Genomic DNA, 26,448 nt, shown 5'->3' with positions numbered 1-26,448 from the left:
GCACGAACAGGCACGCCGGCCGGTCGGGGCGCGCGAACGAGCGGCCGCGGGGTTCCCGCGGCCGCTCGGGACAGGCCCCGCCGGCTACCCGGCGGGCTCCTCCTCGGCTTCCTCCTCCTGCCGCTGCACGAAGGAGCCCTGCACCGGGGTCTCCTCCTCCGGCTCGTCGGCGGCCGCCTCCCGCTGCACCTGAGCGGGCGCGGGCGATGCCGCGACCGGCGCGGCGACGGCCTGCGCGGCGGTGGCGGCCGCCTCGCGTTCGAACCGGTCGGAGGGATGGCTGACGCGGATGCCTCCGGGTGCCTCGGTCCCGTCCACCGGGCCGTTGCGTTGCTGGACCACGTGGGTCAGCTCGTGCGCCAGCGTGAGGCGGCCGCTGTCGCTGGACGGGTCGTAGGCCGACCGCTGGAAGGAGATGTGCGACCCGACCGTGTAGGCGTGCGCGTTGACCGCCTGCGCGGACGCCTCCGCGGCGCGGTCGGTGTGGATGCGCACGTCGCCGAAGTCGTGCCCGAGCCGCCCTTCCATGTCGGTCCGGACGTCGTCGGGCAACGGGGCCCCCGCCGAGCGGACGACGTCCTGCACCGGCGACTCGTGCTCCTCGTCGCGGTCGGCCACGAGGGCCGTGGCGCCGCTGTTCCCGGCCGCGCGCTGCACGCCGAGCAGGCCCGCCGGCCCGGCGACGTCGAGCCGTCCGGACACCGCGGCCCGCAGCATCCGGGCGTCGTCGGGCTCCGCGATCCGTGCGCCCTTGGGCCGCAGGCCCGGGGAGCTCTGTTGGTCGAAGTCGTGGTCGTGCACGGCACACCTCACTTGCCTTGGGTCTCGATCCGGAGGTCCTTCCACACCGCCGGGTGGTCCGGCCCGACGACGCTGATCCGCACGGTCGTCGCGCCCTGCGCCCCGGTCAGGTCGACATCGATCGGCTGCAGCACGCCGTCCGCCTCCTTCGTCAGCGAGTACACCTCGTGGCCGTTCACCGTCACGGCGAACTCGACGCTGCCCCCGGCGGCCCCTTGGAGGAAGCCGACCTCGCCGAGCAGGTGGTCGCCGGCGACGATGCCGTCGGTGATGGGGAAATCGCCGCTCACGCTGCCCCTGGGGGTGCTGGGCCGGAGGACGAGGACCCGTCCGCGCGTCCCGTCCTCCAGGTCCGCGGCCGCCTCCTTCCGCGGTCCGGCTGCGGTGCGCGCGGGGAAGTCCACCGATGCGGAGTCCACCTGCCACGTCGCGCGTTCGGCCAGATCGTAGAAGTCGAGCGGCTCGGCCACGGTGAGCGTGACCTCGTCCCCGGACGTCACCGCCGCGCCGGCCGCAGGGTTCGTCCGGAGGACCGCTCCGGCCGGCGCCGCGCTCGTGTGCCGCACCGCGGTCCGCGTCGCCAGGCCCGCGCGCTCGAGGACCCGCACGGCACGGTCAGAGGGCTGGCCCACGACGTCCGGCATCGCCGGCCGCGTCCCCCCCGGAGGCGTTCCGCCGCCCGGCCCGCCGGCGGGGCTCGATGCCGTGGCTCCCGTCGCGCCCGCGGAGGCACTGGATTCCGAGGCCGACGCCGACGCGGCCGACGCCGACGCCGACGCCGACGCCGACGCCGACGCGGGGCCCGTCGACACGTGCAGCGTGACCAGCTTGTCCGCGGGAGCCTCGCTGTTCGCGGGCGGGTCGGTGGAGAGGACGGTGCCCGCCGCGGCATCGCCGGCCTCGGTCAGCTCCTGGAACCTCAATCCGACCCGGGCGAGGTGAATCCTGGCCTCGTCGACCGGCTTGGTCACCACGTTCGGCACGATCAGCGGGCACTCCCCGTCGCAGGGGCCGTTCGAGACGAACAGGGTGATCGGCTCGTCCCCGGGATAGCGCTCCCCCGCCCCGGGCTCGGTGCGGAGGACCTTCCCGGCGTCGACGCGGTCGCTGCCCTCCGGTGTCGCGAGGATGTTGCTGAAGCCGGCGTTGCGGAGCTTCTGGATCGCCGCCTCCTGTGAAGCGCGGGCGACGCTGGGCACCTGGGGATCTCGGACCAGCAGGGCCGCGAGGGCGATCGCGACGCCGACGAGGGCCAGCGCGACGGTGGGCACCCACCATGGGAAGCGCGGCACCTGCCGGCGGACGCCCTGCAGCTGCACCGGCTGAGGAATCCCGGTGGTGACGACCTCGGCGGTGAAGGGGAAGGACTTGGTCCGGCCGAACCACGGCACGGGTCCGGCGACCTGGAAGGGCCGTTCCTCCCGGACGCCCGGCTCCAGCGTCTCGTCGAAGCTCGACGGGTCGAAGACCAGCTCACCGGTGTCGTCCTGCAGCTCGACCGAGACCCCGGCCGGCGCGTTGCCCGCGTTGACCAGTTCCAGACAGTGGGTGCCGGGACGCCGTCCGCGGGTCACCTCCGGGTCGAGGTCCGCGTCGAGGCGGGCGAAGGCCCCGACGACGACGACGCCCGAGCCCCGCTGGACGACGTCCGGGTTGACCGTCGAGCGCGCGACCACCTGGAAGGGATGCGGCCCGGCGCGCTGCCCCGGATCCCGAGCCGGGGTGAACCGGATGACGGCGCGCTGCTTCTTGTCCGGCAGCATGCGCAGGTCGGCCGGCTCCGCGGTGGCGAAGCTGCCCCCGGGGCCCCTCACCTCCAGCGTGAAGCGCTCGACCTCCTCGCCCAGGTTGTGCACCGTGACCGTCGTCGTGACCGCCGCCCCCGGCTCGGCCTCGAGCTCGGTCGGTTCCAGGCTCAGGTCGGCGCCCTTGCGCACGGCGCGGACCGGGGCCTCCGTCATCGGTCCGGGTTCGCGTTCCCGCGCGTCCGACCGCGGCGGCTGCTCCCGTCCCGGCAGGCCGGCAGGTTCCCTCGCTCGAGGGTCGCTCCAGCCCCCCGCGGGGAGGGCGCCGGCTTCCGCGGCGGTCGGGACGGGAGCGGTGGACGGCTCGTCGACCCGGAGGTCCGCACCGCAGTTGCCGCACGCCGCCGCCGACGTCGGGTTGTCGAACGAGCAGACGGGACAGTCAGGCACGGGGGCACCCCCCCTCCGAGAGGACTCTCGTGGGGAAATCCTGCCGTCGGACCCTCGCCCCGTGAACCGACTTGCGCGGGAGGCGCTGCTCGATCGAGCAGCGGATGCGGCTCACCGCAGCGCCGCGTAGTACTCGCCGAACTCGGCCTCGAGCGTGAGCCGGCCGAGCTTGCGGTACTCGCGGTGAACCCCGGTGACGAGGTCCGCGGTCCGCACCGGCCGGTCGTCCCGTGCGGCGAGGTACGCGGCAGCCACCACCGCGGAGCGGATGTTGCCCCCGGACAGCTCGAAGGCGGTCGCGCAGAACCCCAGGTCCAGGTCGGGGTCCCGCGGCACCGCAGCGCCGAGGCATCGGTCCCACAGCCGCCGGCGCAGGTCGGCGTCGGGCACGGGGAAGTCAACGACGACGTCCAGTCGCCGCGTCAGCGCGTCATCGAGGTTGGCGCGGAGGTTCGTGGCGAGGACGGCGAGCCCGTCGAAGGACTCCATCCGCTGCAGGAGGTAGGCGCTCTCGATGTTCGCGTAGCGGTCGTGGGCGTCGCGCACCTCCGAGCGTTTCCCGAAGATCGCGTCCGCCTCGTCGAACAGCAGGACGCCGTTGACCCCGGCCGCCTCGGTGAAGATGCGCTCGAGGTTCTTCTCGGTCTCCCCGATGTACTTGTCGACGACGCTCGACAGGTCCACCGCGTACAGCTCCATGCCCAGATCCCCGGCCACGACCTCCGCGGACATCGACTTGCCCGTGCCCGAGTCGCCGGCGAACAGCGCCGTGACGCCGCGTCCCCGGCCGCCTCCCGGTCGCATCCGCCACTCACCGAGCACCCGCGCGCGGTAGCGCGCTCGGAGCGCGATCTCGGCGAGCGCCGCACGCGTCGGCTCGGGAAGCACGAGGTCGTCCCAGCCCACGGCCGGCTCGATGCGCCGGGCGAGGCGGCCCAGCCCGATGGCGTTCTGGGCGCGGATGCCGTGCCCGAGGTCCGCGGCGGTCACCGGGCTGCCACGCGCGCCGGCCCGCAGCCGGGCGGAGCGGGCCGCCCGGACGACCTGCTCGGGGGTGAGCGCGAACTGCGCGCTCGCCGCGACGGGGTCCAGGTCGGACTCGACCCCGCCGTCGAGCCCGAGCGACCACAGCGCGGCCCGGTCGGCCGCGCTCGGCGCCGGTGCGGTCAGCAGGAGCGGAGCGGTCGACGACCACCGGGGGTCCCAGTGGGCGGCGCCGGCGAGCACGACCGCCGCGGCGGGATGGGTGAGGGCACGCAGGACTCCCGGCCGGGCTTGCAGGGCCTCGGCCGGCGCGCCGATGAGGACACCACCGGTCAGCCGCACCTCCCGGACGGCGACGGGGGCGAGCTCCCCCGCGTCGGGCCGCTCGGCCAGGCGGGCGAGGTCGAGGACCAGCGGACGCCGTCCGGCACGGCGGGCGGCGGCGGCGGCGGCCACCGCTCCGCCACCGCCGAGCTGTTCCCGCAGGTGCACCAGGACGGCGCCGCCGGCCAGGACCCGCGGCAGCGGATCGTCGTCCCGGCCGGAGGTCGGCGGCGGGTCCTCGACCAGCTCGGTGAGTGCGGGGTCCGGATCGTCGCCGCCGAGCAGCCACTCGGTCACCCGGTCGGGCACCCGGAGCCCCCGCGACAGGAAGGGCCGCTCCGGGTCCTCGACGACGAGCAGCCCCCCGGCGACGAGCGGGGCGTCGGCACCGAGACGGGCGCGCACGGCCCACCCGGACTCGGGGACCCCGCACAAGGACAGCGCCATGCCGATCGTGGCGCGGCGTCGGGTCACGTCGTCGTTGAGGTAGCCGTACAGCTGCTCGAACCGGGGGTCGACGTCCGGCGCCAGGGCGATCAGCAGGATCTCGGCGTCGAGCGGCTCGAGCCCGAAGGCGTGGACGACGCGACGCAGCCGCAGGTCCGCACCGCCGTCGGCGGCGGCGTCCGCGACCGCCTCGACCTCCGCCAGGCTGTCCTCCTCCACCGGGTCCGGCGCCAGCGGGGCGCGCGCGTGCGCCAGCACCCGGTCGACGGCCTCCGGCGTCAGGTACAGCCCGCGGAACGGGTCGTCCGGCGCCGGGTCGTCGGCCCGGCCCGCCGCCACGGCGCGCCGCACGCGGGCCTCGACGAGCCCCAGCCGGGCGAGCAGGTGCCGGAGACCCGGTGCGGTCGGCGTGGTCACGACCCGTGTCCTGCCGCGGGCCGGTGCCGCCGGCGGGGCGGGTCGGTGCGGACGCCGTCGCTGAGACCCACGCGGAGGCCGTCGTCGACCGGCGGCCCGACCGGGAAGCGCCGGCCGCTGTCCACGGGTGCGGTGACGACGACGTCCAGCGACGGCTTGAGCTCCCCGCCCAGGGCCGACCAGACGTCGGCGAAGGACCGGTCCTCGGGCGGGGGCAGCGCGACCGAGACCTCGACCGGCAACCCGATCTCGGCCAGCCGGCCGGTGAGCAGTTCCGGCGGGAGCGTCTCGTTGCGGAGGAAGACATACAGCAGCGCGGACAGCAACCGGTGCTCGTCCTCCGGGCGCTGCGTCCACGCCGTGATCAAGTACGTGACCTTGAAGTGACGCGGCGGGTGGCGCCGCTCGACGACGGTCCCGCGGTCGTCGTAGCTGTTCACCACCCCCCGCTCGCGCCGGCGCAGGTCCTCGCGGATGTCGTAGAGGTAGAGGTTGATCGTGGGCGCGTTCCGGCGGCCGGCCCATTCCCGGGTCGGGGCGTCGAAGGCGACCTCGACGTCGGCGGAGGGTGCCACCTCGGCCCGGACGAGGGCCCGCAGTGCCTCGTCGACCTCGTAGAACACCCTTGCAGTGTGGAGACCGTTCACGGCCGGCGGACCCGGGTGGAGGGCATCCGAAAGGGCGCGCCGGGCTGCCCGTCCGGTCAGATCATGCCCTGCTTGAGCGCGTAGGCCACCGCATGCGACCGGTTGCGCAACTGCAGCCGGCTGGTCACGTCGTGCAGGACGTTCTTCACCGTGCGCTCGGAGTAGGACAGCGCGGTCGCGATCTCCGCGGTGTCGAAGCCGTCGGCGATGAGCCGGAGGATCTCGATCTCCCGCTCGGAGAGCCCGGTGAGGGTGAACCCCCGGGGGCTGAGGAGCTGCCGTTGGACCCGGCCCACCTGAGCGAGAAGCCGGCCGAGCAGGTCGGGCGGCACGGTGCCGTCCCCCTTCGCGACCGAACAGACCGCGTGGGCCAGCCGCTCGGATGTCGCATCCGCGCGCCGGAGGAGCCCGGCCATGCCCGCCTCGACGGCGTTCGCGAGGGCCGCGTCGTCGATCGACGTGACGACGAGCAGGGCCCGGCAATTGCGGCGCTGCAGGGTGCGCAGCGTCCGCAGGACCTTCTCGTCCACCGTGTCCGCGACCACCACGGCCACGCGCACACGCTCGTCCTCCCAGCCGAGCACAGTGACCTCGGGCCGCGGCCGGAGCTGACTCATCAGCCCGGCCTGCGACACCGGATCATCGGCAGACACACAGATCGGCACACGATCCACGACAACCTCCGACCGGTCGTCCCCCTGTCCTCTCGGCGGCTGAGCGTGCTCACGAGCTTCCACGGGCACTCAACGTGGCCTCAACAGGCAGGTCATGCCCCGTGCCACCCCACTCCGGCGGGCCCGGTCGGACTCCTCAGCCTGCCCGTGCCGCTGCCCGTGAGGGTGGCTGTACCCCGAGGCGGTTGTGGGGACCTCTGCCCGCGAGGACGATCGCGCCCGTGCCCGAGATGCGTTACCGGTCCGGTGTGCGATAGATGCCCATCGCTCCGGCGTTGCGTGCCGGTGACTCGGCGCTGTGCCCCTTGGCCGACGGCCCCAAGCCCCACGGGGGTGGCCCGATCACCCCGGCAGCGACCGTTCCGACCGTGCTGATCGGGGGCGCGCCCGCCGCCGTCGCGAACAATGTGCCGGGCGGCATCGTCTGCGTCTCCCCTGTCCCCAACGGCATTGCCCAGGGCAGCATGACCGTGCTGATCGGCGGCTTTCCGGCAGCACGGCTCGGTGACCTGAGCATGCACGGCACGCCGATCGGCCCGGGGCCGGGCTGTCCCACCGTGGTCATCGGGGGGTGACCCGCCTGCCCCTGCGCCAGGACCCGTCCCCGGCCTGGGTCCTCCCCCACGATCCTCCCCCTACGGAACGACGGCAGCCCCCGGGCATCTCGCCGGAGCCTGTCGCAATGGTGACCAAAGACCGTCGCCTGCTCGACCGCTCGCACAATCACCCGGATCAGGCGATGCCGTCGCGCCCGCACGCTCGGACGGTGAGGCGATGAGCGGCGACACGGCTGGAACGGTCCTGGGGACGCCTGCCGCCACGCCCCAAGGGCCACACGCAGCTGAGCCGACGGCGAGGTCACTCGGCGGCCGCTCGCCGGACGCTCGACGCACGGCCCGCAGACTCTGATGGTGCGGGTCGACCGCGCCGAGCACGACGCGCTGCTCGAGGTGTGACGCCGTATGCCCTTCGTGAGAGCAAGCCGGCGGGCGAAGGCCGGTCCCGTCCCGCAACCGCGCTCCGAGCCGGGCGCCCGGTCCCCGTCCGACGAGGGGGCGTCCGGCCCCGGTGTCGCAGCCTTGGACCGATCTCGCGGGTTCTGGGCGGTCCTCGGCTACGCGGTCGTCCTCGGGATCGCGCTCGCCGTCGCAGCGCTGGCGTTCCTCGGGCTGGTCACCGGCGGCACGAAGCTGTGGTTCACGCTGCCGAAGAACCCGGACTGGCTCTCCGGACGCTGGTGGTGGGTGGCGGTGACGGCAGCCGCCGGGGTGCTCGTCGGCGTGCTGCGCCGCGTTCTCCGGGTCCCGGCCACGCTGCCCGGCACGTTGAAGGAACTCCGGGAGCAACGGGTCGAGCCGTCCACGGTCCTGAAGGCGGTGGCCGTCTCGCTGGTGTCGCTGGTCGGTGGTGCGAGCCTCGGGCCCGAGGATGCCCTGGGCAAGATGGGCGGCGGGCTCGGTACGTGGGTCTCGGAGCGGCGCAGGCTCGACGCGGACACCAGCGCGACGAACACGCTCAGCGGGATGTCCGCGGCGTACGGCGGCTTGCTGTCATCCCCGATCCTGGCGACGTCCTTGACGCTCGAGATCGCCCGTCCCAGGTCCGCCCGCCTCGGTTCCGCGCTGGTCGCGAGCCTGCTGTCCTCGACGGTGGCCTTCGCGGTGTACTTCCCCATCGCAGGGAGCACGTTCCTCGGCATCTACAGCGTGCCCTCCTTCCCGTACGAGGACTGGCAGCTGGCCGCGGCTGTTCCCCTCGGTCTGGTCGCCGGAGCGCTCGCGCTGGTGATCGCGGTGACGACCGGGCTGCTCACCAAGCTCACCGCGCCGCTCGGCCGGCGGACGATCATCCGCTCGACGCTCGGCGGGATCGTCTTCGGCCTGGTCGGCGTCGCCCTCCCGCTGACCCTCTTCACCGGGACGTCCCAGCTCACGACCGTGCTCGACCACGGGGCCGCGCTCGGGGCCGGACTGCTCATCGCGGTGGTGTTCGCGAAGATCCTGGTCTTCGCGCTCTGCGAGGCGACCGGGTTCATCGGCGGCCCGATCCTCGTGACGCTGTTCATCGGGGGCACCGCCGGGGTGGCCGTCCACCTGCTGATCCCGGGCATCCCTCTCGGGCTCGCGTTCGCCACGATGTTCGCCGCCATCCTCGGGGCTCTCGTCGCCGCGCCCTTCTCGCTGATCGTCCTGGTCGCCCTCACGACCCAGATCGGGACGCTGCAGCTCGCGCCGGTGGCCATCGCGGTCATCACGGCGTATCTCGCCGTGTCCGGCTCGGGCGTGCTCGTGGCCCTGGCGCGGAAGCGACGCACGGCGACCCCGCCGGCCCCGCACGACACGGGGCAGCCCCCGCGGAACGCCTCGTGACCGGGTGCCCCAGGGCGACGGGCGGGAGTGTGGCGGAGGCCGGCGGACGGCCGGTGTCCTCACCCGTAGCGGGGGAAGCGGGAACAGGGGTCGGCCGCTCACAGTCGGCCCATGAGCGTGACCACGCAGTCCGTCCCGCGGCCCAGGGTCGCGACCGAGGGTGCGGCCATCACCCGGATGCCCGCGGAGGAACGCCGCGCCGCCGGGCGGACCGTGCGGGCAGACGTCCCCCTGGACGCACTCGCCGAGTGCCCGAAGCCCACGTCCTCGCGAGACGCGCTGGCGCTCCTCGAGCAGCAGTCCGCGCCGCGGGTGCCCGACCTGGTGCCCATCCGGTACGGGCGGATGCTCGCCAGCCAGTTCAGCTACTACCGGGGGGCCGCGCTGGTCATGGCGGCCGACCTCGCCGGCCCACCGCACACCACGTTGACCGTGCAGATGTCCGGTGACGCGCACGTCGCCAACTTCGGCTTCTTCGGGTCCCCGGAGCGGCGGCTGGTCTTCGACACGAACGACTTCGACGAAACGCTGCCCGGCCCCTTCGAGTTCGACGTCAAGCGGCTGGTCGCCAGCCTCGAGGTCGCCGGACGCGAGAACGGGCTGTCCCGAAAACAACGACGCCGCATCCTCCGTGGGGCGGCCGCCCGCTACCGGACGGCCATGGCCGAGTTCGCCGAAACCCGGGACATCGACGTCTGGTACTCGTACATCGACACGGATGCGTTCCTGAACGACCCCCGGCTGGACAGCCGGCAGCGCCGGAACCTCGCTCGTGCCTTGGACAAGGCCCGCACGCGGGACAGCCAGCAGGCGTTCGGCAAGCTGACCGAGACGGTGGACGGCCGGACGGTGATCCGCTCCCAGCCTCCCTTGCTGGTACCCGTCGCGGAACTGCTCCCGGAGGTGGCCGGTCGCGACCTCGCCGAGCAGTTCCACCAGCTCATCCGCCAGTACCGGGACACCCTGCAGGCCGACAGGAGGCTGCTGCTCGAGCGCTACGGGTTCGTCGACATGGCCCGCAAGGTCGTCGGCGTGGGCAGCGTCGGCACCCGCTGCTGGGTCGTGCTGCTCACCGGCCGCGACGCCGACGACCCGCTGCTCCTGCAGATCAAGGAGGCCGAGCAGTCGGTGCACGCCCGGTTCCTGGGCCGGAGCCGGTTCGCCAACCAGGGAGAACGGGTGGTCACCGGCCAGCGCCTGATGCAGCAGGCCAGCGACATCTTCCTCGGCTGGCAGCGCACCACCGGGATCGACGGCGCCCAGCGCGACTTCTACGTCCGGCAGTTGCTCGACTGGAAGGGCTCGCTCGACACCGGGCAGATGCGACCGGAGGGGCTGCAGCTCTACGGCGAGGCGTGTGCCTGGTGCCTGGCGCGCGCCCACGCCCGCACGGGTGACCGCATCGCCATCGCCGGCTACCTCGGGTCCTCGAAGGGGTTCGACCACGCGATCGCCGACTTCGCCGAGGCCTACGCAGACCTCAACGAGCACGACCACCAGGAACTGGCCGACGCCGTCGCCGCCGGCCGGGTTCCGGCGGAGAAGGACGTCTGAGGCCACCACCCGGGCCGAGCCCGATGGGCAGGGGGTGGTCCCGCGGGGACGGGGAGCGGGCGATCGACGGCCCGAGCCCGGGCTCGTCCGGGAAGCCCGGGCGCTGGCCGAGCAACTGCTGGGGAGCACGGGCGCGCGGTGGCAGCACACCCGCGGTGTGGCCGCGTGCGGGAGCGGGCTGGCCGCCGTCGTTCCGGAGGAGGACCGGCCCGCGGCCTGGACCGCGAACTCTGGGCCTTCGCCGATCCGCGCTTCTGGACCGGTGAACTGGCCGACGCACTGACGGCGGCGGACCAGACGATCGGCCCGGACGGCCGGCCGATCGACGTGGACGACCCGCTGGCGGAGATGCTCTCGCGACACGGGCCGGGCAGTCCCCAGGCCCGGGTGCATCACCTCCGGGCGCCGGTGGTGCGCGCCGCCGTGGCCGAGACCGAGCGTCGGCTGCGTGCCGTGGGTCTGACCTCGGCCTCCCGCTGACGCCCGTCCCGGCTCCTGGCGGCAGTCAGCCGGTCCGCCCCTTCAACTCCCGTCCGTGCACGACGATCGCGTAGATGATGATCACGTCGAGCGCGATCACGATCACCGATCACGCGGGTTGGGCGGCGATGAACGCCGGGTCCACGATCGCGCTGACCCCGGCGATGATCACGCCGACCACGCGGGCCGCCCAGGCGGTGTCGTTCACGTGGACCACGAGGCCGCTGGGACGGACCGCGAAGTACTTGTCCTGGAACAGGGCGACCAGGCCCTCGATGGCGTGGAAGAAGCCGAGCACGATGAGCATCACGCCGGCGAAGGCGACCCAGCTCGCCCAGCCGGAGGTGATCGGCCTGCCGTACTCGTCGTACTGCGGCGCGCCGGATGCGGCCTGCGCTCGCGGTGCGCGCGGACCCGGCACGGACGCGGTGGCGTCCTGCTGTCGCGGGGTTCCTGTCTCGGTCATCCCGTCCGCTCCCCTCTCGGGTCGGGATCTAGAGACAGGACGGCACCGCTTGCACCGGACGGCGGCGCGGGCATCGTCCGCGCCGGGTGAGGCCCGGTCGGGCAGCGGCCCGCGAGAGCGCCGGCTGGTCGTCATGGAGCAGGCGACCGTCGCGGAGCGCACATCTGGATTCCCGGCGGCCAGGCCACGATCGAGATCTGGGTCGACGGCGTCGACCTGCCCGTGGACGTCGACGGCCTCGGCGACGACGCCCTCCGGAGCGATGCCGAGGACCAGGGCAACCCCGAGGGCGTCGGCGCAGGCGTGACCGCGATCACCGGCCCCGCGTCGAGCTGCTGGAGGGCCCGCGGGGGCGGGCGAGGCGCAGGTCGGCGTCCAGTGGCTCGCGCAGCAGCAAGTAGGCACCCAGGTTCACGCCGGCGGCGCCGGTCACGGCGGGCAGGCCACGGCGCCGGAGGTCGGCGGGCGACTCATCCGTCGAGGGACTCGGTGCCTCCCCCCGGACGGCGCAGGGAGGCGCTGTCGGTCCGTATCCCGGGAACCCGTGGTCCGGGCACGCCGCGAGGACGCGCCCGACTCGGCAGCTCCCGGGCCGCTGGGGACCGTCCGGTCGCCTCCTGCGGGACCCGGATCCGCAGCGCGCCCGGCCTGGTGGCGAACCGCAGCGGAGGTGACAGTCGTAGCGCCTCGCCGTCGATCCCGGCATCGACGAGTTCCCCGGAGTCCACCTCGAACGTCGACGGCTCCCAGGCGAGGAAGCCCGGGTAGCGCTCGGGCTGCCCGGCTGCGAGGGCGGAGAGGAACACGCGATCGGGCGGCCCCTCCGGGAGCTCGACCGCGATCACCCCGAGGCGGCCGGCGTCGAGGCGCGGGCGGCTGATGAGGGTGCGAACGGTACGTCCGTAGGCGTTGTTGGAGACCTGGACGACGTGCGCCCGGGTGTGCCGCTCCCCCGCGGGGCCGGTGAAGCGCAGGTCGAACGGCCGGCTGCCGGGACCGAGGAGCGCGGGGAGCATGCTCAGCGTGGTCTCGATCCTGGCCTCGCGGTACTCCGGCGAGCGGACGATCCGGGCGTACAGGCCGAGCGACACGTTGTTCACGAACGGCCGCCCGCTGACCTCCCCGAGATCGATCGGGTGTTCCAGCGCCGCGCCGAAGGCGTCGAGCGCGCCGACCACGTTCCCCCGGTCCAGACCGAGATCCATCGCCAGGTGGTTCCGCGTCCCGGCAGGGACGACGACCATCGGCACCCCGTGCCGGGCGGCCACGCTCGCCACGAGGGCCATCGATCCGTCGCCACCGGCCATGCCGAGCACGTCGGCCCCGCGCGCGACCGCGGCCTCGGCCAGGGCCACCACGTCGTCCCCCGGCCACAGCACAGCCGGCTCGATGCCGCGCGCCCGGCACTCATGGACCAGGCCGACGCGCTCGGCCTTCCCGTCACCGCTGCGCGGGTTGACGATCAGCACCGGGTGCGCAGCCCCCGGCACGGCCCGCCCGCGCGGCTGCTCGGCCGGCCGCGCACGGGCGCGGCCCCCTGGTGTGCTTCCGGGCACGGCGCTCACCGACCTTCCGTGCCAGGGCGGCCGGCCCGGCGCAGCGCCCACCCGACGAGCTCGCCGACGCTGGACCCGATCAAGGCGCCGAGGACGACGTCCCCCGGATAGTGCACCCCGGTGTGGACCCGGGAGTAGCCGACCGCGCCGGCGAGCAGGCGCAGCGGCGCGGCCGCGGTGGGCAGTGTCTGCCCGACCGCGTCGGCGAACGCGAAGCCCGACGCGGTGTGCCCCGACGGGAAGGACGCGGAGTGCGGCATCGGCACCTGCCGTCCGGCGGGCACGTGCGCCGAGTCGCGGTCGGGCCGCCTCCGCCGCGCGGCGAGCTTGAAGCCCCCGTTGACCACCGCGGAGTCGACGGCGAGCGCGACCAGCCCCGCGCCGGCGGCGCGCCGGCTGTCCCGGCCGCCCACCGCGGCCATCGCGGCGGCGATGCCGATCCACAGCCGAGACCAGTTGGCAGCCTGCGACAGCCTGCGCACCGGGCGGTCGAGCACTGGCGTGGGCGTTCCGGCGACGGCCCGGTAGACCGCACGGTCGATCTGGCCGAGCTCGGTCAGCGCGGCGATCGCAGTCTTCCGGGTCGTCACCGGTCGGCGCGCCGGCTGGGCGGCCAGGCGGCCGGCGAGCCGCTCCTCCGCCGGCGGGATCCGCGTCTGCACCTGATCCGTTGCCATGTCAACCATCTCCTCGTCCCGCCCGCTCCCTACGGGCCGTCTGCAGGCCGGAGGCCGTCCGTCGTCGCCACCCGGGGCTACCGGAGGACGCGCACGCGGCCGCTCCGCCGGGGATGGGCAGCCGGAAGTCGACCAGCCGCCGGCCGAGCACTCCCAGGATCGCCGCCACGGCCGGGACGCCGAAACCCGTGAATCCCCCCACCGGCCGTCCGGCGGATGTCGGGTCCTGTCGTCCCGGTGCCGGGCGGTTGCTGCCCGGCCCACGCATGCTGGGCGGGCCCGCGGGCACGGCGCTCCGGGTGATGCACCACGGCCAGGATCGCCGGCATCCCGTGGACAGCGATCAGGCGCAGACCGGCATGGCGTTCGACGTCGCGTACTCCGCGATCGAGGAGGCCGAGTACGCCGTCCTCGATGCCATCCTCGCGCGGGAGGACGCGGACGCCGCGGCGCAGAAGGTCAGCTCCTGAGTGGCCGTGGTCGACACGGCTCAAGCCAACGGGCCATCGCCCGCACCTGCCGAGGTCGAGGACGCGATCGAACCTGACCGCCTGACCGCCTGACCGCCGCGCTCGACGCCATGCCCAGCGCTCGGCGGAAAAGGGATGCATCTCCGCGTGTGGCTCGCCGCGCGATCCTCATGCGAGAGGCGGGCCGGCCTTCACGACCGACCCGCCTCTGACCTGCGGTTTCACTGTCGGGCTGACAGGATGTGAACCTGCGACCCCTTGACCCCCAGCCGACGGCAGCGGGTCCGCGGCCGTTCACCGAAGTCCATTTGCCGAGGTCAAGCGGCACACAGGACGACGGCGAACCGCAGCGACCCGCCCCGGACAGGGTGCAAAGGTGGTCACAAGGGGATCCGGGGCTGCTCCACCCGAACTGAACCGGACGCTGCGAGGAGACCTCAGCTTGCGGGCGGCGGGCCCCGTCAGCAGCTCAGTGGCGCTGGTTGGTCGCCAGACCTTGACCTCAGCCCGGGACCTCGAGCAGGAAGGCAGCGAAGAACGCGCTGAGAGCATCGTGGGCATCCAGCGGCAGGACGGCGGCGACGTACTGGTCGGGGCGGACGACGACGAGGCAGCCCTGCTGGCGGTCGATACCGCGCAGGTCGAAGACGTCGCCGGCCTTCGGGTCAGGGCAGAAGACCTTCTCGTAGTCCAGCAGGCCGAAGCGGCCCTTGCCCGGTAGCAGCAGCGGCGGCAGCCCCTCGACGGTCAGCTCGCGGTGGCCCTGCTGCAGCACCGCCCGCAGGTCGAACGCCGCGTCCACGTCGGCCCCGGCCGGGGTGAACCGGCGCAGCGGGGAGGCGTCGGAGTCGGCGAGGAACTCGCAGAGCCCGCGCAGCCGGGACGACAGGTCGCGGGGATCGGCGGGGTCGGCGAAGGCGTAGAGCCGCCACCGGCCGTCGGCCCGCGCCACGTGCCCGAGGTGCATCGGCTTGGCGTCGGCGAGCCGGACGACGGGCGCGGAGTGGAAGCGCTCCCCGATGACGAATCCCTTGGCGAGATCCTGGTGGGTGGCCTGCGCGGTGATCAGCGACGGCTGGTAGTGCGTCGCCACGCCGGCGGTGAACCGGCCCTGCTCGGAGTAGAGCCGCTGCAGGTCCGGGACGTCGTCAGGGTGGTCACCGGCGCCTGCGGCGTCCTTGAGCCGGGCGCTGTGCATCGCCGCCCACTCGCGGTCGAAGTCGATCAGCCGCTGCGCCACCGGCTGGCGCTCCGCGGAGTATGTGGCCAGCAGGGCCGGAGCGGCCCGCCCCTGGAGGACCGCGGCGAGCTTCCAGCCCAGGTTGAAGGCGTCCTGCATGCCCGTGTTCATGCCCTGTCCAGCCTTGGGGCTGTGCGTGTGGCATGCGTCGCCGGCGATGAACACCCGCGGCGACCGCGATCCGGCGTCGTCGGCCGGCACGTCGTCGAACCCGTCGGTCAGCCGCTGGCCGATCTCGTACACCGACCACCACGCGACGTCCCGGACGTCGAGCGTGTGCGGGTGCAGGATCCGGCGGGCCGCTTCGATCAGCGTCTCCACGGTGATACCCCGGCCGGCCACGCGCTCACCCGGAGCCAGGTCGTCGAGCTCGATGTAGAAGCGGACGAGGTAACCGCCCTCGCGCGGGATGAGCACGATGTTGCCCTCGCCGGACTGGATGACCGCCTTGAAGCGGATGTCCGGGAAGTCGGTGACGGCCAGGACGTCCATGACCCCCCACGCCTGGTTGGCCGAGTCGCCGCGCAGCTCCCGGCCGATCGACCGGCGGACGGTGCTGCGCGCCCCGTCGCAGCCCACCACGTAGCGCGCCCGGACCGTCAGTTCCTCCCCCGCCCGCTCCGGGCCGGTCCGCCGCAGGCGGACCTCGACCGGGTGCTCCCCCGCGTCGCCGACCTCGACGCCGATGACCTCCAGGCCGTAGTCGGGGACGACGTGGCCGGGCGAGCGCCGCATCACGTGGAGCAGGTGCTCCTGGACCCGGGCCTGGTTCATGATCAGGTGCGGCATCTCGGACAGCCCGTCCTCGACGTCCTGAATCCGGCCGCTGCGCACGATCCGGGCCGGGTCGGCGGCGTCGGGCCGCCAGAAGACCGTCTCGTTGACCCAGTAGGCCTCCTTGAGCAGCTGCTCGCTGAAGCCGAAGGCCTCGAACATCTCCACCGAGCGGCAGGCGAGGCCGTCGGCTTGGCCCATCTCCAGCGGCCCCGGCCGCCGCTCGACCATCCGGGTGGTGATGCCGGGGAAGGCCGCCAGCTGCGCCCCCAGCACCGACCCGGCCGGGCCGGAGCCGACGATCAGGACGTCGACCTCCGCCGGCAGCGCGGACGGCGGCGCCGCGGCACGGACCCGGTCCGCCGGGGGCAGCTCCGGGTCCCCGGGGTGGTAGCCGTTGAGGTAGAACTGCACGCGAGCCTCCTCACAGCAGGCGTCGACACGAGCGCTGGCGCCATCCGCTCGCAGCGTCTCGGAGGATCAAACGCGCCCGGCAATTCTTAGCACACGGGGCATCACCTTCTGCGTCACCGCACATCAAGGAACACTTCGGCGTCCCGTCCAGCCATCGGCTCGGCCATCTGCCGGGCCGCGGCGCCTCCCGCCAGTGTCAAGACGGGGCCAGGAGACCCGCCGCAGCGACAGCCGAGAGTCCGTCCCGGCACCCGGAGCAGCAGCGCGGACCGCCGGTGATGGTGGCCTAACGGTGGTCAACATGGTGGTCACACTGCCCCGGAAAGCGGTCAGGGGCCGTTCCGGATCCCTCCGAAACGGCCCCTGAGCTGCGGTTTCCCGCTGTCGGGCTGACAGGATTTGAACCTGCGACCCCTTGACCCCCAGTCAAGTGCGCTACCAAGCTGCGCTACAGCCCGAGCGCCGGGCGGCTCGCACCGCTCGAACGCTTGCGTGGATGAGGTTACCGCACCGCCCCTCGGGTCCTGCGCCCTGGTCAGCCCTTCTTCCGGTCGGTGCCCCGACCCTCGCGGACCTTGACCGAGATCTCGATCGGCGTGCCGTGGAAGCCGAACCGTTCGCGCAGCTTGCGCTCCAGGAACCGGCGGTAGCCGGCCTCGAGGAAGCCGGTGGAGAAGACGACGAACCGCGGCGGCCGGACGTCGGCCTGCGTCACGTACTTGATCTTCGGGGCCCGGCCGCCGCGCGCCGGCGGCGGCGTCTCCTGGACCAGGGCGCGCACGTAGGCGTTGAGCTCCGCCGTCGGCACCCGGGTCTCCCAGGAGGCGAGCGCCTCGCGCAGGTGCTGGGCCAGCTTGTTGACCCCGCGGCCGGAGGCGGCGGAGATGTTCACCCGGCTGGCCCACTTCACCCGGGCCAGGTCGCGGTCGATCTCCCGCTCCAGCTGGGCGTGCCGGTCCTCGTCCAGGGTGTCCCACTTGTTGATCGCCAGCACCAGCGCCCGCCCGGCGTCGACCACCTGCGAGATGACCCGCTGGTCCTGTTCGCTGATCACCTCGTCGGCGGCCAGCAGGACGACGGCCACCTCGGCGGCCTGGATGGCGGCCTCGGTGCGCAGGCTGGCGTAGTACTCCATGCCGCTGGCGGTGTTGACCTTGCGGCGCAGCCCGGCGGTGTCGACGAACCGCCACTCCTCGCCGCCGAGGGTGACGATCGAGTCCACCGGGTCGACGGTGGTGCCCGCGACCGAGTCGACGACCGACCGCTCGTCCTTGGCCAGCCGGTTGAGCAGGCTGGACTTGCCGACGTTCGGGCGGCCGACCAGGGCCACCCGGCGCGGGCCGCCCTCCTCGAGCTGCTCGCGCGGCGCCTCGGGCAGCGCGTCGAGGACGAGGTCGAGCAGGTCGCCGCTCCCCCGCCCGTGCAGCGCGCTGACCGGCTGCGGCTCGCCCAGCCCCAGTGACCACAGCTCGGCGGCGTTGGCCTCGCTGCGCTCGTCGTCGACCTTGTTGGCCACGACGATCACCGGGCGGTCGCTGCGGCGCAGGATGCGCGCGGCGGCCAGGTCGGTGTCGGTGGCGCCCACCGCGCTGTCGACGACGAGGACGATGACGTCGGCGGTCTGCATCGCGTACTCGGCCTGCCGGCTGATCGAGGCGCCCAGCCCGGCCGCCTTGGGGTCCCAGCCGCCGGTGTCGACGACGGTGAAGCGCTTGCCGTTCCACAGCGCCTCGTAGGAGATCCGGTCGCGCGTCACCCCGGGGACGTCCTGGACGACCGCGGCGCGGCGGCCCAGGATCCGGTTGACCAGCGTCGACTTGCCCACGTTGGGCCGCCCGACGATCGCCACGACCGGCAGCGGCCCGCCGTTCCCCTCGCTCACGGCCGCGCTCCCACCGCGGACCGCGCGAGCTCGACCACCCGGTCGACGACTCCCTCGCGGTCCAGTTCCGTGCTGTCCACGATCACCGCGTCGGCGGCCGGGCGCAACGGGCTGTCGGCCCGGCTGCTGTCGTACTGGTCCCGGCGGCGCAGGTCGACGGCGAGCGCCGCCACCTCGGCCGGGTCGCTGATGCCCAGCTGGGCGGCCCGGCGCTGGGCGCGGGCCTCCGGCGCGGCGGTGAGGTAGATCTTCAGCGTGGCGTCGGGGAGGACGACGGTGCCGATGTCCCGCCCCTCGACGACCACCGCGTCGGCCGCGGCCACCAGCGCCCGTTGCTGATCGACCAGCCGGCGGCGCACCGCGGGCACCGCGGAGACGGCGGAGACCGCGCGGGTCACCTCCGCGCCCCGGATGCGGACGGCGACGTCGACGCCGTCCACCCGCACCACCTCGGTGTCGGCCGCCGTCCCCACCTCGATCCGGGCCGCGGCGACGACGGTGGCCACGGCCGCGGCATCCTCCGGGTCCGCCCCGGCGTCCAGGACGGCGACCGTGGCAGCCCGGTACATGGCGCCGGTGTCGAGGTAGGCCGCGCCCAGCCGGGTCGCAGCGGCCCGGGCGACGCTGGACTTCCCCGTCCCCGACGGCCCGTCGAGGGTGATCTGCCCTCGGAAGTCCGGGGTCACTGGGCGATGTCCCGTCGCAGCGCCACGGCCCCCCGCAGGTACACGTGCTGGACCTCGGCGCGCGGCCGGTCGGTCTCCACGTGCGCCATCAGCCGCAGCACCCGCGGCAGCGCGTGCGGGACGTCGATCTCGGTGGCACACATCAGCGGCACGTCCCCGAACCCCAGCTCGCGGGCGGCCAGCGCCGGGAACTCCGAGATGAGATCGGGGGTGGCGGTGAACAGGATGCTGATGACGTCGTCGTGCTGCAGCTGGTTGCGCTGCATGACCTCGGTGACCAGCTCGCGGGTCGCGTCGAGGACCAGCTCCCGCTTGTCGGCGTCCACCTGCGTCGCACCCCGGATGGCTCGAACGGCCACTACCACTCTCCTCGATCGATCCAGGGGCACGGGTCGCCGTGCCCCTCGGTCGAGTCTAGGGAGGCCGCGCCACCGCCCTCCGCGCGCGCCGACGGCCGGGGGAACACCCCCGTCAGAGGCCGACCTGCTCCTCGAGCGCGCCCAGCTCGGTGCGGGTCAGCTTGCGGATGGAGCCGACCCGCATCCGGTCCAGCCGCACCGGCCCGACCGCCGTGCGGGTCAGCCGCGACACCGGCAGACCGACGTGCGCGAGCAGCCGCCGGACGATGTGCTTGCGCCCCTCGTGCAGCACCACCTCGACGACCGACTGCCCCGCGTGGGTGTCCGTGACCCGGAAGGAGTCGACCTTCACCGGGCCGTCGTCCAGCTCGACGCCGGCGCGCAGCCGGCGGGCCAGGTCCCGCGGCACGGAGCCGGAGACCTGGGCGAGGTAGGTCTTGCGCACCTCGTAGGAGGGGTGGGCCAGCCGGTGCGCCAGCTCGCCGTCGTTGGTGACCAGCAGCAGTCCCTCGGTGTCCTGGTCCAGCCGGCCGACGTGCACCAGGCCGGGCGCCAGGTCACCGACCATGTCCCCCACGGTGGGCCGGTTGCGGTCGTCGCTCATGGCGGTGATCACGCCCGCGGGCTTGTTCAGCGCGTAGGTGACGCGGTCGTCGCGCAGCTCCAGCCGCGCGCCGTCGACGGCGATCTTGTCCCGGCTGGGGTCGACCCGGCGGCCCTGCACGGTCACCGTCTCGCCGTTCACGCTGATCCGGCCGGCCGCGATCATGTCCTCGCACACGCGCCGCGAGCCGACGCCGGCCCGGGCCAGCACCTTCTGCAGCCGCTCGCCGGGACGCTCCGCGTCGCTCTCGGCGGCACCGCGGTCGCCGGGGTGGGCCGGCGCCAGCTCCATGTCCTCCGACCACCCCTCGCCGGCGTCGGTGGTGGGGCCCTCGTCGGGCATGTCGGGCGGGGCGGTGTTCATCCCCGCCAGTGTCCCACCCGACGGCGCGGCGATCCCGCGCCGTCGGGGAGGGGCACCACCGGGGGTCAGCAGTTGTTCTGGCCGTACTCGTCGACGGCCTCGCCGGTGGACACCAGGTCCCCCTGCAGCTGCTGGGCGTCGGCGGCCAGGTCGGTGTTCGCCGACGGGTCGGTGAGGTCGGCCTCGGAGACCAGGTCCCGCATCCCCGCCCACGCGTCGACCAGCGCCTGCCACTCGTCGGCCACCTCCGACGGCGGCTCGACCGCCTCGAGGCGGGAGACCGCGTCGTCGAGGAGCCCGGGTGCCTGGGTCGGGTCCCCCGTGGCGGTCTGCAGCTCGGCGGTGATGTCCTCCAGGAGGGTGGGGACCTCCTCGCAGAACGCCTCCTGGCGCTGCTCGTCCTCCGAGGCCCCGCATCCGGCGAGGAGGACGGTGGTGAGGGTGAGCGGGAGACCGACGGTGCGGACGGAGAGTGAACGGCGCATCGCTCGAGCGTAGTTTCCGCAGGTCGCGGCGCCGCGCGCCGGGCCGGACGCGCCGCCGGCCGCGTCAGGCGTCGGGGTGCTCGTCGAGCACGGCGGAGGTCTCCGGCAGCAACGGGCCCAGCTCGGGCAGCTCCTCCAGACCGGCCAGCCCCAGCCGCTCCAGGAACAGCGGCGTGGTGGCGTACAGGCCACCACCGCTGTCGGGGTCGCTGCCGACCTCGTGCACCAGCCCGCGGGCGATCAGCGTCCGCATGACGCCGTCCACCCCGACCCCGCGGATCGCCGAGACGCGGGCCCGGGTCACCGGCTGCCGGTAGGCGATCACCGCGAGCGTCTCCAGCGCGGCCTGGGTGAGCCGGCTGCGCTGGCCGTCGACGAGGTAGCGCTCGACGACGCCGGCGTGCTCCTCCCGGGTGTAGAGCCGCCAGCCCTCCCCCACCCGGCGCAGCGTGATCCCCGCGCCGCGGCGGTCGTAGTCGGCGGCGAGGTCGGCCAGCGCGGCGCGGACCTGCGGCACGGTGCAGCGCAGCGCGCCGGCCAGGGTGACGTCGTCGACCGGGTTGTCCACGACGAACAGCAGCGCCTCCAGGCCACCGCGCAGCACCCCGGGATCGGCCGCGAGCTCGGGTTCCGGCTCCGGCTCGGGCTCCGGCTCGGGCTCCGGCTCGGGCTGCGGTACCCCAGCGGCGACCGGTGGGGGCAGCGGCGCCGGCTCCACCACCGGCTCGGGTTCGCCCACCGGGGCCGCCCGCTCGGCCACCCGCGCGGCCAGCTCGGCGGCGACGGCGTCCCAGGTCGCCGAGTCGGGGCCGTCGGGGCCCTCGCGCTCGGTCGCCTCCTCCCGGGTGGCGGCCAGCTCGGCGGCGAGCGCGTCCCAGGAGATCGCCGGCCGCTCGGGCTGCTCCTCGGTCACGCGTACTCCTCGTCCGCGCCGGCGTCCCCGGCGTCCGCGTCGGGGGCCGCCCCCCCGGTCCAGCGCACGTGCAGCTCACCGAGCGGGGTGAGCTGCTCGAAGGTGACCCGCTGCTGACGGTAGAGCTCGAGCAGGGCCAGGAAGCGGGCGACCACCTCCAGGGTGTGCCCGCAGTCCGCGGTCAGCGCGCGGAACGTCGCCGTCCCGGCGGCCATGAGCCGGTTGCGCACCAGGAGCAGCTGCTCGGCGACGCTGACCGGCGGGGCGTGCAGGTGAGAGACGCTGACGACCGCCGGCGCCCTGGGCGTCAGCGCCCGGGCGGCCAGCGCGGCGAACTGCTCCGCCGTCACCCCGAGCAGCACCTCGGGCAGCAGATCGGCGAAGCGCGGCTCGAGCGAGACGTCCCGGGGGAACCGGCGGACGGCGCCGGCCTCCCGCTCGCGCAGGAACGCCGCGGCCTGCTTGTACGCCTTGTACTGCAACAGCCGGGCGAAGAGCAGGTCGCGGGCCTCGAGCAGCTCGAGGTCGTCCTCGTCCTCCACGTCGGCGGCCGGCAGCAGCCGCGCGGCCTTGAGGTCGAGCAGTGTCGCCGCCACGACGAGGAACTCGCTGGCCTGGTCGAGGTCGAGCTCGTCGCCGAGGGCCCGCAGGTGGGCGATGAACTCGTCGGTGACCTGCGACAGCGCGATCTCGGTGACGTCGAGCTTGTGCTTGCCGATCAGCTGCAGGAGCAGGTCGAACGGGCCCTCGAAGTTGGTCAGCCGGACGGTGAACCGCGACTCCGCCTGCGTCCCGGTCACGCGACCAGCCTAGAGAGCTCAGCCCCGCAGCCGCCGGACCAGGACCGAGTCCTCGCCCCGCTCCTCGAGGTCGGCCAGCAGCACCGCGATGGCCTCCCGCACGATCCGCCCGCGGTCGGCGGCCACGCCGTGCTGGGCCCGCAGGGTCAGCCGCGCGCTCTCCAGCGCGAGCAGCTCCTCGGCCGAGATGTAGACGGTGATCTTCTCGTCGTGCTTGGTGCGCTCGGTCCGCTGGGCCCGGCCGCGGGTCCGGGGGGCCGGCACGGCCGGCGGCGGGGGCGGGGTCCGGTAGCCGGCCAGCGGGTCGGCGTCGTCGACGCCACCGGGCACCAGGGTCAGCGGCGCGGTCGTCTCGACCGCGGACGGCGCCGGGACCGGCTCGGGGCGACGCGCCGCGGCGCCGCGCAGCGCCGGGGAGCTCACGGTCGCGCTGATGCTGGGCAGCTCGGTGACCTCGGGGACGGACGGGACGGTGTCGGTACGACGGAACAGCTCGGCCGCGCCGGGGAGGACGGGTCGACGCGTCACAGTGCCAGGACCTCCTTGGCCAGGTCGCGGTAGGCGGCTGCCCCCGTGGAAGTGGGCGCCCACGTGGTGATGGGCTGGCCGGCGACGGTGGTCTCCGGGAAGCGGACGGTCCGCTGGATGACGGTCTGGAAGACGGTGTCGCCGAAGGCCTCGACGACGCGGCTGAACACCTCGCGGCAGTGCACGGTCCGCGCGTCGTACATCGTCGCGAGGATCCCGGAGATCTCCAGGTCGGGGTTGAGCCGCTCCTTGACCTTCTCGATCGTGTCGACGAGCAGCGCGACCCCGCGCAGCGAGAAGAACTCGCACTCCAGCGGGATGATCACGCCCTGGGCGGCGGTGAGGGCGTTGACGGTGAGCAGGCCCAGCGAGGGCTGGCAGTCGATGAGCACGTAGTCGTACTCGTGTCGCACATCGGCGAGCACCCGCAGCAGCGTCTGCTCGCGCGCGACCTCGCTGACCAGCTGCACCTCGGCGGCCGACAGGTCGATGTTGCTCGGGACCAGGTCCAGGCCGGGGATGTCGGTGGAGACGCGGACGTCGGCCACCGTGGTCTGCCGCTCCATCAGCGCGTTGTAGATCGTCCGGTCCAGGTGCTGCGCGGGGACGCCGAGGCCCACCGAGAGCGCGCCCTGCGGGTCGAGGTCGACGAGCAGCACCCGGCGGCCGTGCTCGACGAGGGCGGCGCCCAGGTTGATGGTCGACGTCGTCTTGCCGACGCCGCCCTTCTGGTTGCACATCGCGATGATCCGAGCGGGACCGTGCTGCGTCAGCGGCTTGGGATCCGGCAGGCGGCGCAGGCGCGCACGGGCCGGGTCCAGCCGCGAGGCGGCGGCGCCCATCTCGGGTCCGGTGTCGGTCGGGAGCGCGACGGCCGGGCCGGCCGCGTCCCCTCGCATCGCCATCGGTCTGTTGCCTCCACCTCGTGCCCGTTCCCGGCCTTCACCGGAGGCGGTCAGCCGCTCTGAACCGCCCGGGTGATCGCAACGCTAGGGAGCTGTACGCGTTTCACCGAGGAGGCACGCCGTGGGTCGTGTCGACTTGGCGACCAGTGCCAATCGCATCTCGACGTTCAGCCGAAATGACTGGCAGAAGATTATGAGACGGATGGCCCCCCGCTGTCAGCTCAGCGCACGCGGGTGGCTGCTCGCGTAGACCTCCCGCAGCCGGTCGACGGTGACCAGCGTGTAGACCTGCGTGGTGGTGACCGAGGCGTGGCCCAGCAGCTCCTGGACCACGCGGACGTCCGCGCCGCCGTCGAGCAGGTGGGTGGCGAAGGAGTGCCGGAGGGTGTGCGGCGACACCTCCGCCGTGAGGCCGGCCCGCTGGGCCGCCGTCCGCAGGATGGACCAGGCGCTCTGCCGCGACAGCGAGCCGCCGCGGGCATTGAGGAACAGCGCGCCGCGGCGCACGCCGGTCCGCCCGGTCGCGGCCAGCGCGGGCCGGGCGCGCACCAGGTAGTCCTCCACCGCCTTCAGCGCGTACGAGCCGACCGGCACGATCCGCTCCTTGCCGCCCTTGCCCGCCAGCCGCACCGTCGCCTGGCCGCGGTCGAGATCGTCGACGGCCAGCCCGACGGCCTCCGAGATCCGGGCGCCGGTGCCGTAGAGCAGCTCCAGCAGCGCCCGGTCGCGCAGCCCGCGGGGGCCTTCCAACGCCCCTGCGGCCTCGATGAGGCCGACGACCGACTCCACCGGGATCGCCTTGGGCAGCCGGCGCGCCGCCGAAGGCGGGCGGACCTCGTGGGCGACGTCGTCGGGCACCAACCCGTCGAGCAGCGCGAACCGGTGCAGCCCGCGGACGGCGACCACCGCGCGGGCCGCCGACGTCGCCGACAGCGGCGGATGCGCGTCGTCCCCCGCGCGCAGGGCGGCGAGGAACCCGGCCACGTCGGACTCGGCCACCTCGGCCAGCCCGCGCACCCCGGCGGCGTCGAGGAACTCGGTGTAGCGGCGCAGGTCCCGGCGGTAGGAGGAGATCGTGTTGGCGGCCAGGCCGCGCTCGACGGTCAGGTGGTCGAGGTAGCCGGTGACCACCCGCTCGACGCCGGTGGTGGTGGACGCGGTCAGGGGAGGACCTCCTCGAGCGGGACGGCGGCCATCCCGTGGGCCTGGGCGACCTCGGGCAGCACCACCTGCCCGGCCGCGATGTTCACCCCGCGCGCCAGGGCGCGGTCGGCGCGCACCGCGGCGGCGGTCCCCTCGTTGGCCAGGGCCATGACGTAGGGCAGCGTCACGTTGGTCAGCGCGTGGGTCGAGGTGTTCGGCACGGCTCCGGGCATGTTCGCCACGCAGTAGAACACCGACTCGTGCACGCGGAAGGTCGGCTCGTCGTGTGTCGTCGGCCGCGAGGCCTCGAAACAGCCGCCCTGGTCGACGGCGATGTCGACGAGCACCGACCCGGGCTTCATCCGGGCGACCAGGTCGTTGCTGACCAGGGTGGGGGCCTTGGCCCCGGGGACCAGCACCGCCCCGATCACCAGGTCGGCGTCGACCACCGCCCGCTCGATCTCGTAGGCGTTGGACGCCACGGTCTGCAGGTGGCCCCGGTAGATCCGGTCGGCCGCCCGCAGCTTGTCGATGTCGCGGTCGAGGACGATCACCTCCGCCTGCATGCCCAGCGCGATGGCGGCGGCATTCATCCCGGAGACCCCGGCGCCGATGACGACGACCTTGGCGGCGTACACGCCGGGCGCGCCGCCGAGCAGCACGCCGCGGCCGCCGTGCGCCCGCTCCAGGCTGTGCGCGCCCACCTGCGGCGCCATCCGGCCGGCGATCTCCGACATCGGCGCCAGCAGCGGCAGCGCGTGGTCGGCGGTCTGCACGGTCTCGTAGGCGATGGCGGTCGTGCCGGAGGTGACCAGCGCGTTGGTGCACTCCTCGGACGCGGCGAGGTGCAGGTAGGTGAACAGCGTCTGGCCGGCCCGCAGCCGCCCGTACTCCTCGGCGACCGGCTCCTTGACTTTCAGCAGGAGGTCGGCCTCGGCCCACACGTCGTCGGCCGACGGCACGATCCGCGCGCCGGCGGCGGTGAAGTCCTCGTCCGGGATGGAGGAACCCTCCCCCGCCCCTCGCTCCACCAGCACCGTGTGCCCGGCCCGCACCAGCTCGGTCACCCCGGCCGGGGTGAGCGCCACCCGGTACTCGCGGTTCATGACCTCTCGGGGAACGCCGACCCGCATCTGCCGTCTCCTGGTCCCGGCGGGGCGCTCCCGAGGATGACGGGGCTCCCACCGCGTCGTGGGCCGCCCGGTCGGGGCGGCCTGGCCGGGAGTCTAGGCACCGGAGGCGCCGGCTCCCGGGTGATCCGGTGCGTTCCGGAGCCGGACAGGCGGCGCTC

Annotated in this window: 25 protein-coding genes and 1 tRNA gene; 5 read left to right on the top strand and 21 right to left on the bottom strand. The window is 74.1% G+C overall.

Features of this window, described 5'->3' with window-relative positions:
- Positions 1 to 84: 84 nt before the first annotated feature.
- From BMZ50_RS05395 to BMZ50_RS05380, 5 genes are all read right to left on the bottom strand, one after another.
- Positions 85 to 801, bottom strand: a complete 717-nt coding sequence (locus BMZ50_RS05395) for an eCIS core domain-containing protein (RefSeq protein ID WP_218146112.1) — start codon at positions 799 to 801, stop codon at positions 85 to 87.
- Between the two features lie 8 nt (positions 802 to 809).
- Positions 810 to 2,762, bottom strand: coding sequence for a PASTA domain-containing protein (locus BMZ50_RS05390; protein WP_091322072.1), 1,953 nt, complete (start codon positions 2,760 to 2,762; stop codon positions 810 to 812).
- 345 nt (positions 2,763 to 3,107) lie between these two features.
- Positions 3,108 to 5,168, bottom strand: a complete 2,061-nt coding sequence (locus tag BMZ50_RS05385) for an ATP-binding protein (RefSeq protein ID WP_177212652.1) — start codon at positions 5,166 to 5,168, stop codon at positions 3,108 to 3,110.
- The gene (locus tag BMZ50_RS24020) at positions 5,165 to 5,791 is read right to left on the bottom strand and encodes a Pvc16 family protein (protein ID WP_177212651.1); all 627 of its coding nucleotides are present in this window, start codon (positions 5,789 to 5,791) and stop codon (positions 5,165 to 5,167) included. Before BMZ50_RS24020 ends, BMZ50_RS05385 begins: the two co-directional genes overlap by 4 nt.
- A gap of 80 nt (positions 5,792 to 5,871) precedes the next feature.
- Entirely contained in the window at positions 5,872 to 6,432 is a 561-nt protein-coding gene (locus tag BMZ50_RS05380) for a helix-turn-helix transcriptional regulator (protein WP_218146111.1), read from the bottom strand.
- Between the two features lie 314 nt (positions 6,433 to 6,746).
- Between BMZ50_RS05380 and BMZ50_RS05375 the strand changes: the two genes are divergently transcribed.
- The 4 genes from BMZ50_RS05375 to BMZ50_RS05360 all read left to right on the top strand — a co-directional run bounded on the left by BMZ50_RS05375 (position 6,747) and on the right by BMZ50_RS05360 (position 10,892).
- Positions 6,747 to 7,064 carry a PAAR domain-containing protein gene (locus tag BMZ50_RS05375; RefSeq protein ID WP_091322066.1) on the top strand — a complete coding sequence of 106 codons (318 nt, stop codon included), beginning with the start codon at positions 6,747 to 6,749 and terminating at the stop codon, positions 7,062 to 7,064.
- Between the two features lie 504 nt (positions 7,065 to 7,568).
- Positions 7,569 to 8,858: a chloride channel protein gene (locus BMZ50_RS05370; protein ID WP_177212650.1), complete on the top strand. Its 1,290-nt coding sequence runs from the start codon at positions 7,569 to 7,571 to the stop codon at positions 8,856 to 8,858.
- 111 nt (positions 8,859 to 8,969) lie between these two features.
- Positions 8,970 to 10,412 carry a DUF2252 domain-containing protein gene (locus tag BMZ50_RS05365; RefSeq protein ID WP_218146110.1) on the top strand — a complete coding sequence of 481 codons (1,443 nt, stop codon included), beginning with the start codon at positions 8,970 to 8,972 and terminating at the stop codon, positions 10,410 to 10,412.
- A 165-nt stretch (positions 10,413 to 10,577) separates the two neighbouring features.
- The gene (locus tag BMZ50_RS05360) at positions 10,578 to 10,892 is read left to right on the top strand and encodes a hypothetical protein (RefSeq protein WP_091322059.1); all 315 of its coding nucleotides are present in this window, start codon (positions 10,578 to 10,580) and stop codon (positions 10,890 to 10,892) included.
- Positions 10,893 to 11,001: 109 nt separating this feature from the next.
- Here the strand turns inward: BMZ50_RS05360 and BMZ50_RS05355 are convergent, their stop codons facing one another.
- From BMZ50_RS05355 to BMZ50_RS05345, 3 genes are all read right to left on the bottom strand, one after another.
- Positions 11,002 to 11,358 carry a DUF7144 family membrane protein gene (locus tag BMZ50_RS05355; RefSeq protein ID WP_218146109.1) on the bottom strand — a complete coding sequence of 119 codons (357 nt, stop codon included), beginning with the start codon at positions 11,356 to 11,358 and terminating at the stop codon, positions 11,002 to 11,004.
- 470 nt (positions 11,359 to 11,828) lie between these two features.
- Positions 11,829 to 12,923 (bottom strand): diacylglycerol/lipid kinase family protein, encoded by a 1,095-nt coding sequence (locus tag BMZ50_RS05350; RefSeq protein WP_177212649.1) that lies wholly within the window; start codon positions 12,921 to 12,923, stop codon positions 11,829 to 11,831.
- Positions 12,920 to 13,591: a phosphatase PAP2 family protein gene (locus BMZ50_RS05345; RefSeq protein ID WP_091322055.1), complete on the bottom strand. Its 672-nt coding sequence runs from the start codon at positions 13,589 to 13,591 to the stop codon at positions 12,920 to 12,922. Before BMZ50_RS05345 ends, BMZ50_RS05350 begins: the two co-directional genes overlap by 4 nt.
- 332 nt (positions 13,592 to 13,923) lie before the next feature.
- Here BMZ50_RS05345 and BMZ50_RS24015 point away from each other — a divergent pair, with 332 nt between their 5' ends.
- Positions 13,924 to 14,061: a hypothetical protein gene (locus BMZ50_RS24015; protein ID WP_177212648.1), complete on the top strand. Its 138-nt coding sequence runs from the start codon at positions 13,924 to 13,926 to the stop codon at positions 14,059 to 14,061.
- A gap of 502 nt (positions 14,062 to 14,563) precedes the next feature.
- Here the strand turns inward: BMZ50_RS24015 and BMZ50_RS05335 are convergent.
- From BMZ50_RS05335 to ald, 13 genes are all read right to left on the bottom strand, one after another.
- Positions 14,564 to 16,489: an FAD-binding monooxygenase gene (locus tag BMZ50_RS05335; RefSeq protein WP_091322051.1), complete on the bottom strand. Its 1,926-nt coding sequence runs from the start codon at positions 16,487 to 16,489 to the stop codon at positions 14,564 to 14,566.
- Between the two features lie 384 nt (positions 16,490 to 16,873).
- Positions 16,874 to 16,947 (bottom strand) — tRNA-Pro (locus BMZ50_RS05330).
- Positions 16,948 to 17,024: 77 nt separating this feature from the next.
- Complete coding sequence (gene der, locus BMZ50_RS05325) at positions 17,025 to 18,371, bottom strand: ribosome biogenesis GTPase Der (protein ID WP_091322049.1); 1,347 nt, start codon at positions 18,369 to 18,371, stop codon at positions 17,025 to 17,027.
- Positions 18,368 to 19,057, bottom strand: a complete 690-nt coding sequence (gene cmk, locus BMZ50_RS05320) for a (d)CMP kinase (protein WP_091322046.1) — start codon at positions 19,055 to 19,057, stop codon at positions 18,368 to 18,370. The genes der and cmk overlap by 4 nt, the downstream gene beginning before the upstream one ends.
- The gene (gene aroH, locus BMZ50_RS05315; protein WP_091322044.1) at positions 19,054 to 19,416 is read right to left on the bottom strand and encodes a chorismate mutase; all 363 of its coding nucleotides are present in this window, start codon (positions 19,414 to 19,416) and stop codon (positions 19,054 to 19,056) included. The genes cmk and aroH overlap by 4 nt, the downstream gene beginning before the upstream one ends.
- Positions 19,417 to 19,528: 112 nt before the next feature.
- Positions 19,529 to 20,383, bottom strand: coding sequence for a pseudouridine synthase (locus tag BMZ50_RS05310; protein ID WP_091322041.1), 855 nt, complete (start codon positions 20,381 to 20,383; stop codon positions 19,529 to 19,531).
- Positions 20,384 to 20,448: 65 nt separating this feature from the next.
- A complete protein-coding gene (locus BMZ50_RS05305; RefSeq protein ID WP_091322039.1) occupies positions 20,449 to 20,868 on the bottom strand; it encodes a hypothetical protein in 420 nt (139 codons plus the stop codon).
- Between the two features lie 64 nt (positions 20,869 to 20,932).
- Entirely contained in the window at positions 20,933 to 21,781 is an 849-nt protein-coding gene (scpB, locus tag BMZ50_RS05300; RefSeq protein WP_091322037.1) for an SMC-Scp complex subunit ScpB, read from the bottom strand.
- Positions 21,778 to 22,581, bottom strand: a complete 804-nt coding sequence (locus tag BMZ50_RS05295; RefSeq protein ID WP_091322035.1) for a segregation and condensation protein A — start codon at positions 22,579 to 22,581, stop codon at positions 21,778 to 21,780. The genes scpB and BMZ50_RS05295 overlap by 4 nt, the downstream gene beginning before the upstream one ends.
- Positions 22,582 to 22,599: 18 nt before the next feature.
- Positions 22,600 to 23,109: a hypothetical protein gene (locus BMZ50_RS05290; protein ID WP_091322033.1), complete on the bottom strand. Its 510-nt coding sequence runs from the start codon at positions 23,107 to 23,109 to the stop codon at positions 22,600 to 22,602.
- The gene (locus tag BMZ50_RS05285) at positions 23,106 to 24,014 is read right to left on the bottom strand and encodes a ParA family protein (RefSeq protein WP_091322031.1); all 909 of its coding nucleotides are present in this window, start codon (positions 24,012 to 24,014) and stop codon (positions 23,106 to 23,108) included. Before BMZ50_RS05285 ends, BMZ50_RS05290 begins: the two co-directional genes overlap by 4 nt.
- Positions 24,015 to 24,230: 216 nt before the next feature.
- Entirely contained in the window at positions 24,231 to 25,145 is a 915-nt protein-coding gene (xerD, locus tag BMZ50_RS05280; RefSeq protein WP_091322029.1) for a site-specific tyrosine recombinase XerD, read from the bottom strand.
- A 29-nt stretch (positions 25,146 to 25,174) separates the two neighbouring features.
- Entirely contained in the window at positions 25,175 to 26,290 is a 1,116-nt protein-coding gene (ald, locus tag BMZ50_RS05275; protein ID WP_091322027.1) for an alanine dehydrogenase, read from the bottom strand.
- Between the last annotated feature and the right edge of the window lie 158 nt (positions 26,291 to 26,448).

The organism is Geodermatophilus ruber, from assembly GCF_900114385.1.
GTDB classification, from domain to species: Bacteria; Actinomycetota; Actinomycetes; order Mycobacteriales; family Geodermatophilaceae; genus Geodermatophilus; species Geodermatophilus ruber.
This window is presented reverse-complemented; position numbering and strand designations above follow the sequence as displayed.

Excerpts from the sequence above, each read along its gene's own strand:
- BMZ50_RS05390 (WP_091322072.1), bottom strand. The coding sequence starts at position 2,762 with ATGACGGAGGCCCCGGTCCGCGCCGTGCGCAAGGGCGCCGACCTGAGC.
- BMZ50_RS05380 (WP_218146111.1), bottom strand. The coding sequence starts at position 6,432 with ATGAGTCAGCTCCGGCCGCGGCCCGAGGTCACTGTGCTCGGCTGGGAG.
- BMZ50_RS05375 (WP_091322066.1), top strand. The coding sequence starts at position 6,747 with ATGCCCATCGCTCCGGCGTTGCGTGCCGGTGACTCGGCGCTGTGCCCC.
- BMZ50_RS05365 (WP_218146110.1), top strand. The coding sequence starts at position 8,970 with ATGAGCGTGACCACGCAGTCCGTCCCGCGGCCCAGGGTCGCGACCGAG.
- BMZ50_RS05355 (WP_218146109.1), bottom strand. The coding sequence starts at position 11,358 with ATGACCGAGACAGGAACCCCGCGACAGCAGGACGCCACCGCGTCCGTG.
- BMZ50_RS05345 (WP_091322055.1), bottom strand. The coding sequence starts at position 13,591 with ATGGCAACGGATCAGGTGCAGACGCGGATCCCGCCGGCGGAGGAGCGG.
- BMZ50_RS05310 (WP_091322041.1), bottom strand. The coding sequence starts at position 20,383 with ATGAACACCGCCCCGCCCGACATGCCCGACGAGGGCCCCACCACCGAC.
- BMZ50_RS05305 (WP_091322039.1), bottom strand. The coding sequence starts at position 20,868 with ATGCGCCGTTCACTCTCCGTCCGCACCGTCGGTCTCCCGCTCACCCTC.
- BMZ50_RS05285 (WP_091322031.1), bottom strand. The coding sequence starts at position 24,014 with ATGGCGATGCGAGGGGACGCGGCCGGCCCGGCCGTCGCGCTCCCGACC.
- ald (WP_091322027.1), bottom strand. The coding sequence starts at position 26,290 with ATGCGGGTCGGCGTTCCCCGAGAGGTCATGAACCGCGAGTACCGGGTG.